Source organism: Bacillus sp. JJ1533, from assembly GCF_036965045.1.
In the GTDB taxonomy this organism is placed as follows: domain Bacteria; phylum Bacillota; class Bacilli; order Bacillales; family Bacillaceae_L; genus Ferdinandcohnia.
This window is the reverse complement of the sequence record NZ_JBALOV010000026.1, coordinates 23,393-32,836: the sequence shown is the minus strand read 5'-3', so window position 1 is coordinate 32,836 and position 9,444 is coordinate 23,393. Positions and strand designations below refer to the sequence as shown.

Sequence of the window (9,444 nt, the reverse complement as noted above, 5' to 3'; positions counted from 1 at the left end):
GGCTGAGGTTTTACCATTAAACTACACCCGCACGTATTTGAAAAGTAATTATGTGAACATTATAACAAGTTTGTAAATGTATTGCAAGAGTTTTTGTAGGTTTTTGTCGAAGTATTTTTTTTATGACCACTTGAGCTATTATACACACTTATATATTATATTGCAATATTGATTTAAAATTTATTTACATGGCTTTTATATAGTTAATAAAACTTATTTATTTTTTAAAATAACAATTTATCTTAAGGCCTGCCTGGTTTCTAGGCAGGCCTTTTTTAGTTACCACAAATTTTTTTTTTGACTTTATAGATTAATAGGAGTAAATTTTATATATGTATATTCAAATAATCAGATATTCTATTATTTAGAAGGAAGGATAAAAATGCTACAAAAGTGGGCTTTTTCAGGGAGATTTAAAGGGTATTCGGTTCAATCTTTTCAAAAGGATCTTATTTCTGGCGTCGTTGTTGGGATTATTGCCATTCCTCTTGGAATGGCATTCGCGATTGCTTCAGGCGTCAAACCTGAATATGGGATCTATACGACCATCATTGCGGGTATTCTTATTTCACTCTTTGGAGGCTCCAAATACCAAATCGGGGGACCCACTGGTGCCTTTATTCCGATTTTATTTGGGATTGTTGCAACCTATGGATTTGAAAATCTATTAATTGCAGGTTTTATGGCGGGGATCATCCTTTTCTTGATGGGAATTTTTAAACTGGGCTCTTTAATCAAATTTATTCCCCGTCCCGTTACGATCGGTTTTACATCCGGTATTGCCATCATTATATTTGTCGGGCAAGTACCAAACTTTCTTGGTCTTGATCAGATTGAGAAGCATGAATTATTTTTGGATAATATGAGAGAAATTGTCCTCCATCTTCATGAGATCAATCTTTATAGCCTTTTAACTGCTTCTATTTGTTTAGTGGTACTGCTATTAACACCAAAGCTTTTTCCTAAAGTACCTGGCTCATTAATTGCTTTACTATTATCGACAGGAATTGCGGCAATCTTTTATCCAACCCAGGTAGCCACAATAGGCTCAACCTTTGGAGACATTCCTAGTAAACTGCCAAGTTTTCAATTTCCTGATATAACATTTGAGCGAATAAAACAATTGATTCAACCAGCATTTGTGATCGCGATGTTAGGGGCCATTGAGTCGCTTCTTTCAGCTGTTGTCGCGGATGGAATGACGAACAGCAAGCATAATAGTAACCGGGAATTAGTCGGTCAGGGCCTTGCGAATATGGTGACTCCTTTGTTTGGTGGTATCCCGGCGACAGGTGCTATTGCAAGAACAGCAACCAATATTAAAACAGGGGCTGTGTCACCTTTTTCCGGTGTCATCCACGGTGTCGTTGTTCTACTTGTCTTACTTTTATTTGCTCCCTATGCTTCAAAAATTCCGTTAGCGAGTATGGCACCGATTATTATGCTTGTTGCGTGGAACATGAGTGAACGTCGCGTCTTTTATCATGTTTTACAAACAAGAACCGGAGACTCACTTGTCTTGATTGTCACCTTTTTATTAACGGTCTTTATGAATTTAACCGTTGCAGTCCAAGTGGGGCTAATTTTAGCAGTTGTTCTTTTTACTAAGCGAATGAGTGATATAATAGTGACAGAAAAAGCGTTACCGAACCCGGAAACAAAGAATGAAAAAATGGATACTCGCATTGTCACCGATTCACATGATTGTCCGCAAATTAGTATTTATAATGTGGAGGGACCTTTATTTTTCGGAGCAGCACAGGCTTTTGAGCAACAAATTATGAAATCAATCTATTACAAGCCTAAAGTTCTTCTCTTGCGTCTTGGTAGAGTCCCATTTATGGATACAACAGGAGAAGCCAGACTAGCTAGTATTGTAAAGGATTTTTCAAAGCATGGGATTGTGTTAATCTCAGGAATTAAACCACAGCCTATGAGCGTCCTTCAAAAAACGGGTCTATATGAGCTCATTGGGGAAGAAAATTTCTTTGAACATACTGGTGATGCGATTGATTTTGCACTTACGCAGATTCATCATAATAAATGTTTGGGCTGTAGACATTTTGCCTTTAAAGAGTGTCAGGTTTTATCCGGAGTCGAAGAAAAAGTAGTCAACAAGAAAAGTGTTTCCCTTAGTTAATGTTGAAAGTGAGGTAAGGTAGTGAATTTAGAAATGCAGCAATTTAAGGCTGACTTTTTTAAGGCCCTTGCACATCCATTACGGATTCGAATCTTAGAGCTTCTTGCTGAGGGTGATAAAAATGTGAATGAAATTCAAACCCTAATCGGCAGCGAAGGGTCAGCCGTGTCCCAGCAACTAACTGTACTACGTGCTAAAAATGTTGTGTATGGCACAAAGGATGGCAATCGGGTCATCTACTCTCTCAGAGATCCAATGATTGTTGAGCTGCTTTCAGTGGCAAAACAAATTTTTAATAACCACCTAGTCAATACCATTTCCCTTCTCGATAAAATTGGAGAAGAGGGAAACGAATAGAAAAACGGCTAAAATGATCAAAATTCATTTTAGCCGTTTTTATTTACTTAACCAATGGAAAACCAAATCCAGAAGCTATGTCGTCACCCGTCTCGGCATATTGTCCCACCGTAATATCATTACTTTTCGCTCGATTTTGTAACTCAGTTCTTAATTGGTGGTTTGTCATACTTGGGTTTTCTGCCCAAATTTTTGCTGCTAAACCTGATATATGAGGAGTCGCCATTGATGTACCACTAATTGTATTATACGTTCCATCACTCCATGTAGATTCTATTGCACGACCAGGTGCTGATAATTCCACATCTCTTTCGCCAATCACAAAATCACCAGCAGTCGATGGATTACCTCTTGAAGAAAAATCAGCTATGCGGTATGAACCATTTTGCAGCACATTCTCTAAGGCAGCTACTGCAATTGCATCATGAAGTCCACCAGGGAACCCAATCGTGTTCGGTGCAGGACCCTCATTACCTGCCGCTGCAACTACTAAAGCCCCGTTATTAACAGCATATGTTACAGCATCCGCAATTAAGGAATCCTTTGAACTTGACCCTAATGACATAGAGATGACGACTTTCACTCCAAATTTCTTACCTTCGTCTGCTGCATGGCGGATGGCAGCAGCAATATCATCGGAATAGCCGAAGCCACTGCTTCCTAATACACGATATGCCCAAAGCTTTGCATCTGGTGCAACCCCATAAATACCATTTCCATTGCCGCCATTTGCTAATACAGTTCCCGCTACATGTGTTCCATGGCCGTTCTTATCGGTGCATGAGCCATTGATTAATGGAGATTTATTTTGACTAAAATCCTTACATTGCTCAACATTAGCTTGTAAATCAGAATGATTAATATTGGTTCCAGTATCCAAGACTGCTACCCTAATATTGTCCCCACCATCTGCAGCTGCAATTTGAGGATCATTATAAATGGCTTCAATTCCCCATGGAGTACGGTCTGAAGGAACTACTTCTCCACCTGCTTTTGGTTTTGCAGCAATCGAGGCTGTACCAACAAGTGATATTTTCACATTTTTATTTTTTAATAGAGCATTGTATTGTTGTTCATTTACGGTTGTAGTGAAGCCCTTTGATTCAAAATCCCATCGTGCCCCATATACAGACTTTAATTTTGATTTGTCATTTTTATTGAGTGGTTGAATTAATACGCGCAGATTGTTGTTTGAGGATACGTCTTGTTCAGGAGCAGCGAATACTCCAATTGCTAAAAGAGAATAAAACATAACCGCAATAAGGAAAACTGACAATAGCTTTGAAAATAACTTCAAAATCATCCCTCATTTCTAATATGTAGATAATGGATGGAATCAGTTTCAAGATCCTTATTTGAAATTAGGTAGAAATAGTACGATGACCTTTGGCAGAATGAAACTTTTGCAGATTACTAGGTACACCACCTTTTTTTTGAATATTCCGCCTCCTCATTATAACGGAAGGCCACACTCCCTTCATTGATTCAAAAGAACGCTTTTGAAGAAAAACGAGAGGGAAAAAAGGACTAATTTTCCATAAAAAAAGGCTAGTTCCTATTGGACTAACCTTTATTCAGGCAAAAACTCTTCACCAAAATTTTCTAAAATAAATCTTCTTTCTTCAGCCTCACTCATTAGGCCATATGCTTCTCCGGTATTTCCGTTTTGATAGTTCCAAAAATAATTATGGTCATCATCGGCTTGACTGAAATCTCCATTTTTCCATCGTTCCAAAATGGCCAAAAGATCTTCTTTTCTAGTAAAGTCACTTTTTGATACGACCTCATAAATTTCGTTGATGGTGTCTGGTATCATTGGTTTAGCACCCCATTTTTTATGGGCTTTCACCTTTTGATGAGTCATATGGTGCATCGCTGCTATGACTTCACTCTCTTGCGGTGCTTGACCTAAATTCAAATCAAAGGTGACACCACCAATTTTCTTGGTCTGCTCCTCAAACTCCTCCGCTTTATTGGATGCTTGGTTTGATGAAGAGGCTGCTTTTTGCGAATCACCACTATCGAACATTTTATAAACGCCAAACATAAGGCCGATTGAGCCACCTATTAGTAGTAGAAAAATCATGATCCAGGTCCAGGTTTTCATTACTTCCCCCTAAAAATTTCCCCATATTCTTACTTTTTAGTATGTTGTATCCATTTTTAATTTTAGCATAAAATACATGTTTATATGGTATTTTTGGTTTTATCAAAGTATTAGAATTACAAAAATAGGTAAAAATACCTATAATTAAGCAAGGCGGAGGTATATTTTGAGTGCTTGGAACTTGGGCATATTTAACTTTATTTTTAATTGGATTAATCGTTCTTTGGATTTCGTATCGGAAGGTAAAAAACTTTCGGTTATTTATCCTTTATTTTACCGTTGCAGGAGTAACCCTTTTATTCGATTACTTCGTCTATCTTTGGGCGAAAGCTTATGTTTATAAACTTGGTTTGTTACATGATGAGTTAGATTCACATTTAGGTGCAATGGTGAACGGGCTTGTACTTCCTTCTTTTGCTGTTTTATTCGTCTTGATGAGGTGTAGGTGGTACTGGAGCCTCCCGTTAGCATTGTTTTTTACACTTATTGAACTCCTTTTTACCAAATGGGGAATTTTTAAAACCTATTGGTGGAACCCCTGGTATACAATTATTGGTTTATTCATTTACTTTCCTGTAGCAAGAATATGGTGGATTCATATAAAAAAGAAATGGATCCACTTTGGTTCGTTGCTTTTATCTTTTTACGGGATTTTTATACCTCTGCATTTTTTGCTCCATGCCGTCTTAAATATGAGGACCTACCACGTTGAATGGATTGAGCATTTATATCGTGGTAGTTCTGCAATTACTACAATTACGGCTCTTATTTTTGCAAGTGTCCTTGCTATTTTGAGTATTGTAAACGCAAGGAATAGTTGGTTTCTTTTGATCAATATTGCGTATATTGTCTATGATATCGTCCTGAAATTAATTGGCGTTGTAAAAGCTGAACATACGGTACTTGATTCCTTATTGAGTTTTCTAACCTTCTTCCTCGGTTATCTGTTTATCAGATATGCAGACCGAAAAATCAAAGTCCTTGTAAATAAGACATGATGGCTTCTACCGTGGATGCTGCAGGCGCCTGACCTTTGAATCAGGCGCTTTTTATATCCGTTCAAGAACGTTGCTTATAGTCCCGCTCGATTTCTTCCTTCCAGCTTCGATCAATTTTCTTTCCACTGCGCAAATTTATAACAGCCTCACTGACCATTTGATAGTTTAACTGTGTTCCTTGTTCGTCAGCGTGGTAATCCACCGCAAAGTCCTCATCAATTCCAAACTCCGCTGCGGTTGAAACAGCATCAATATTTGCACCTAAAAACATAAATTCCCAACCATATTTCTCTTTTTGAAATTGCACCATTTTTTTAATTTTTTCTGATGTAAATTCACGGCTCGCATTTTCCATACCATCTGTCGTAATAACGAATAGAACTTTTTCAGCTCGTTCCTCTTTGCTGGTGTGTTTTTGGACATTGTTTATTTTTTGAATCGTAAAACCGATTGCATCTAATAAGGCAGTCGTTCCACTAACCTCATAATCCTTTTCAGTCATGGGTGAAATCCCCTTTACGTTGATGCGGTCATGCAAAAGTTCATAATGGTGATTAAATAAAACGGTAGTAACACAGGCTTTCCCTTCTGCCTTCTTTTGTTTCTTAAGCATTGAATTGTAACCGCCAATCGTGTCTGCTTCAAGACCCGACATTGATCCACTCTTATCTAAAATAAATACTAATTCTGTTTTCATCTCGTTATCCTCCGTTCGATTTTTCTTTACAAGAGTAGGATAACAAGATTTCCAATACAGTTGGTCGCTTCAAAAGCGACATTTTTAAGCTCCTAATAAGGGCTGGTCGAACATAAATAAAGCTTCATTGATTTCATGAATATTGTAATTTGCTCGATTGATAAAAAATTCAATGATGACATCAAATTTGCTGCTAGGAGTTAATGTGTAACCAGCTGAGGACAATAAATGCATGGTGTCATCGATATTTAATTGTAAGGCAATAGCAAAGGCAATTGCTGTCTTCTTCTTAGGGGTGTAGTCTGCTTCATTGCGGATTTTCGAGAACAATCGACGATCAATATTTGCTCGTTTGTACGTCTCTACATCGGTCATACCTCTTTCATCAATTAAACGAAAAAGTCTTTCTGAAAATGATTCATCTAATTGGTTGACTAGTTGTATTAAATGACTTTGGACTTGATTGTTATCATCGATATCGTAGAGCTTCTCTTGCACGTCCTGTATCGGTTCTGCAGAATAATGTTCGATGTTTCTAACACGACTGAATGTTGTTTCAAATTCATCTACATAATGCTCGTCAATATATTCATGAATCGAGGTAAACAACTTCTTGCTCATACCAAAGGATGATTTGTCAAAAACTACCAGATAAACAAGCATATCGTGTTCCATTAAAAATGAACCAATCGTCGAAACTGCAATTTGTAAGGCATCCTCTTTTGGAAACCCATAGATTCCAGTTGATATGAGCGGAAAAGCAATAGACTCGCATTGATGGAGCTTTGCTAGTTCTAATGAATGAGAGTAGGAAGATTGTAAAAGCTTCGCCTCATTCTGTGACCCATCCTGCCAAATCGGCCCAGGTGTATGTATGATGAATTTAGCTGGAAGATGAAAAGCATCGGTGATGACTGCTTGTCCGACCTGGCAGCTGCCGATTTCATCACATGCAGCTTGGAGTTCGTCAACGCCTGCAGCCCGAAAAATAGCGCCGCACACACCACCACCCATTTTCAGCTCAGTGTTTGCAGCATTCACAATCACATCCACCTTCATTTGTGTAATATCATTCCGAACAATCTCTAATGGCATCTATCTTGTCTCCATTCCCGTGGGATACGGGGACAGTGAACTTGTCCCTCCATCCCATTAATAGATTTCTTTTTCAAAGGTATCCCCATTGTTATAAATGACTTTCATCACTAGTTTAATATCTTCGTATTGATCAACCTGACTGAGGTGGAAATAGCGCTCCATGCTTGAGGAGTTTTCCTCTATCCCTTGAAGTTCTTCTTCTCCGATTAATGTGTTTCCTTTATATTTTTGAAGGATTGCCTTTTCCACGTACATCGTTTCTCCATCCATCACGTAATTTGTCAATGTTATATCTAATTTTGACTTAAAAAGATGAACATCGGTGTGGATCGTTCCATAATAACTAGTTTTTATATCCTCTAAAAATTCTTGTTGGATTTCACTGCTTTTTACCATATCGTCAGTAGAAACAGTGACATAAAAGGTAATTGTATCCTGGAGTCCGTCAATTGCTTCTTTTTCAGATACCTCTTCAGTGTGGTAGGAGTCAGTAGTAATTAGACCAACTCTCCATTGAGGCTCTTTTTTAAAGTCAAATGGCACCTTCGCTTGAAAAAGTCCGTTTTTAAGCTCATCAGGGGTAATCGTTGCATACTCCTCACTATCCGCAAAAGAATAATGAAACTTTACATCTGAATCCTTTTGAAGTTCCTTCACCTGCCACTTAAAAGTGGCAAAAGCTTCACCATCATTTACCCCTTTATGATCGAACTGCATGCTTATCCTACCCATCCAACTCTGTTCATTTTTAAATTCTTCTAATGTATTGTACACCTGACTTGCTTGATCATCGATTCGATAAGAAATGTCTTGCTGTGAACCAGAAAGATACCTCACTTGCTCCTCTAGCTGATTTACCTTTGATAATAAAATAATATTTAAAACCAAACACCCAATCAAAGCCAACACCCCAAAAGTCCGAAAATACTTTTCGATCCCCATCATCTCCCCAAAAAAATCTGTATAATAACAGCTTATTCTCCTTACATTAAATATAACAAAACAATCGGTAAGAGGGACAGGTCCTTTTTCCTGAGAACAAATAAAAAATGAGACGCGGAGACTGACTCTCGTCACAAATGAGGGTAAACATGCGAATTCGATTTGGTTATGTTGCGAATGCATTAGGCTTGTGGGATGCAAGTCCGTCTAAATCATTAACCTTTACACGGTATGCCGCACTCCCCAAAGAGGAGCGAATGGAAAAGCTTAAATTCGTTACCGCACAGAATTTAGTTCATACTAAAAGGATTCTCCACTATAATATTGCACATGAAATTGAAGTCTATCGGCTTTCAAGCTCACTCGTTCCCTTAGCCACTCATCCAGAAGTATTGTGGGACTTTATAACTCCCTTCAAAAATGAATGGGAAGAGCTTGGACAACTCATTCATCAATATAAGATGAGAGTGAGCTTTCACCCGAATCAATTCACTCTTTTCACGAGTCCAAGAGAAGAAGTGACGATCAATGCTGTAATGGATATGAAATTTCATTTTAAAATGCTGAAAGCACTGAATGCGCTTGAACAAGGAATCCTAAATATACATATTGGTGGCGCCTATGGAGACAAAGAAACATCGCTCCTGCGATTCCATCAAAACCTTAAGAAACTACCTATTGAAATCAAAAAACAAATGACACTTGAAAATGATGATAAGACGTACAATGTGGAGGAAACACTTATCGTCTGCGAACAAGAAAGCATTCCGATGATTCTTGATTACCATCACCATATGGCAAACAGCGAAGGAGTCGATCTTACACTCTTTTTAGCGCGTATTTTTCGAACATGGGACCACAAACCAACAGTACCAAAAGTTCATATTTCATCACCAAAATCAGATAAAGCCTATCGTTCCCATGCCGATTTTGTGTCCTTAGACTTTATCATGCCATTTTTAAAAATGGCCAAAGACCTCAATCAAGACTTCGATATCATGATTGAAGCAAAGCAAAAAAACCTGGCCATGCACAGACTTATCGAAGACATCTCGTCCATTAGAGGAGTAAAACGAATATCTAGTTCAACGGTCGAGTGGTAAGG

Annotated in this window: 9 protein-coding genes; 4 read left to right on the top strand and 5 right to left on the bottom strand. The window is 38.1% G+C overall.

Annotated features, from left to right (window positions below; genetic code table 11):
* Window positions 1-382: 382 nt before the first annotated feature.
* Both V7138_RS13460 and V7138_RS13455 read left to right on the top strand, forming a co-directional pair.
* Window positions 383-2,140: a SulP family inorganic anion transporter gene (locus V7138_RS13460; protein ID WP_335398149.1), complete on the top strand. Its 1,758-nt coding sequence runs from the start codon at window positions 383-385 to the stop codon at window positions 2,138-2,140.
* A 21-nt stretch (window positions 2,141-2,161) separates the two neighbouring features.
* Window positions 2,162-2,497, top strand: a complete 336-nt coding sequence (locus tag V7138_RS13455; protein ID WP_335398148.1) for an ArsR/SmtB family transcription factor — start codon at window positions 2,162-2,164, stop codon at window positions 2,495-2,497.
* 43 nt (window positions 2,498-2,540) lie between these two features.
* On the opposite strand, the gene V7138_RS13450 is transcribed toward V7138_RS13455, so the two are convergent.
* Window positions 2,541-3,800, bottom strand: coding sequence for a S8 family peptidase (locus V7138_RS13450; protein WP_438824358.1), 1,260 nt, complete (start codon window positions 3,798-3,800; stop codon window positions 2,541-2,543).
* 267 nt (window positions 3,801-4,067) lie between these two features.
* The gene (locus V7138_RS13445; protein WP_335398145.1) at window positions 4,068-4,544 is read right to left on the bottom strand and encodes a DUF6241 domain-containing protein; all 477 of its coding nucleotides are present in this window, start codon (window positions 4,542-4,544) and stop codon (window positions 4,068-4,070) included.
* A gap of 230 nt (window positions 4,545-4,774) precedes the next feature.
* Here V7138_RS13445 and V7138_RS13440 point away from each other — a divergent pair, with 230 nt between their 5' ends.
* Window positions 4,775-5,602, top strand: a complete 828-nt coding sequence (locus tag V7138_RS13440; protein ID WP_335398143.1) for a hypothetical protein — start codon at window positions 4,775-4,777, stop codon at window positions 5,600-5,602.
* A gap of 61 nt (window positions 5,603-5,663) precedes the next feature.
* Here V7138_RS13440 and V7138_RS13435 read toward each other — a convergent pair whose 3' ends face one another.
* From V7138_RS13435 to V7138_RS13425, 3 genes are all read right to left on the bottom strand, one after another.
* Entirely contained in the window at window positions 5,664-6,299 is a 636-nt protein-coding gene (locus tag V7138_RS13435; protein ID WP_335398141.1) for a vWA domain-containing protein, read from the bottom strand.
* A gap of 84 nt (window positions 6,300-6,383) precedes the next feature.
* Window positions 6,384-7,394: a macro domain-containing protein gene (locus V7138_RS13430; RefSeq protein ID WP_335398139.1), complete on the bottom strand. Its 1,011-nt coding sequence runs from the start codon at window positions 7,392-7,394 to the stop codon at window positions 6,384-6,386.
* Window positions 7,395-7,451: 57 nt separating this feature from the next.
* On the bottom strand, window positions 7,452-8,339 hold the full coding sequence (locus tag V7138_RS13425; RefSeq protein WP_335398137.1) for a hypothetical protein: 888 nt from the start codon (window positions 8,337-8,339) through the stop codon (window positions 7,452-7,454).
* A gap of 149 nt (window positions 8,340-8,488) precedes the next feature.
* Between V7138_RS13425 and uvsE the strand changes: the two genes are divergently transcribed.
* The gene (gene uvsE, locus V7138_RS13420) at window positions 8,489-9,442 is read left to right on the top strand and encodes a UV DNA damage repair endonuclease UvsE (protein ID WP_335398135.1); all 954 of its coding nucleotides are present in this window, start codon (window positions 8,489-8,491) and stop codon (window positions 9,440-9,442) included.
* Window positions 9,443-9,444: the final 2 nt, after the last annotated feature.

Excerpts from the sequence above, each read along its gene's own strand:
- V7138_RS13460 (WP_335398149.1), top strand. The coding sequence starts at position 383 with ATGCTACAAAAGTGGGCTTTTTCAGGGAGATTTAAAGGGTATTCGGTT.
- V7138_RS13430 (WP_335398139.1), bottom strand. The coding sequence starts at position 7,394 with ATGCCATTAGAGATTGTTCGGAATGATATTACACAAATGAAGGTGGAT.
- V7138_RS13445 (WP_335398145.1), bottom strand. The coding sequence starts at position 4,544 with ATGTTTGGCGTTTATAAAATGTTCGATAGTGGTGATTCGCAAAAAGCA.
- V7138_RS13435 (WP_335398141.1), bottom strand. The coding sequence starts at position 6,299 with ATGAAAACAGAATTAGTATTTATTTTAGATAAGAGTGGATCAATGTCG.
- V7138_RS13425 (WP_335398137.1), bottom strand. The coding sequence starts at position 8,339 with ATGGGGATCGAAAAGTATTTTCGGACTTTTGGGGTGTTGGCTTTGATT.
- V7138_RS13450 (WP_438824358.1), bottom strand. The coding sequence starts at position 3,800 with ATGATTTTGAAGTTATTTTCAAAGCTATTGTCAGTTTTCCTTATTGCG.
- uvsE (WP_335398135.1), top strand. The coding sequence starts at position 8,489 with ATGCGAATTCGATTTGGTTATGTTGCGAATGCATTAGGCTTGTGGGAT.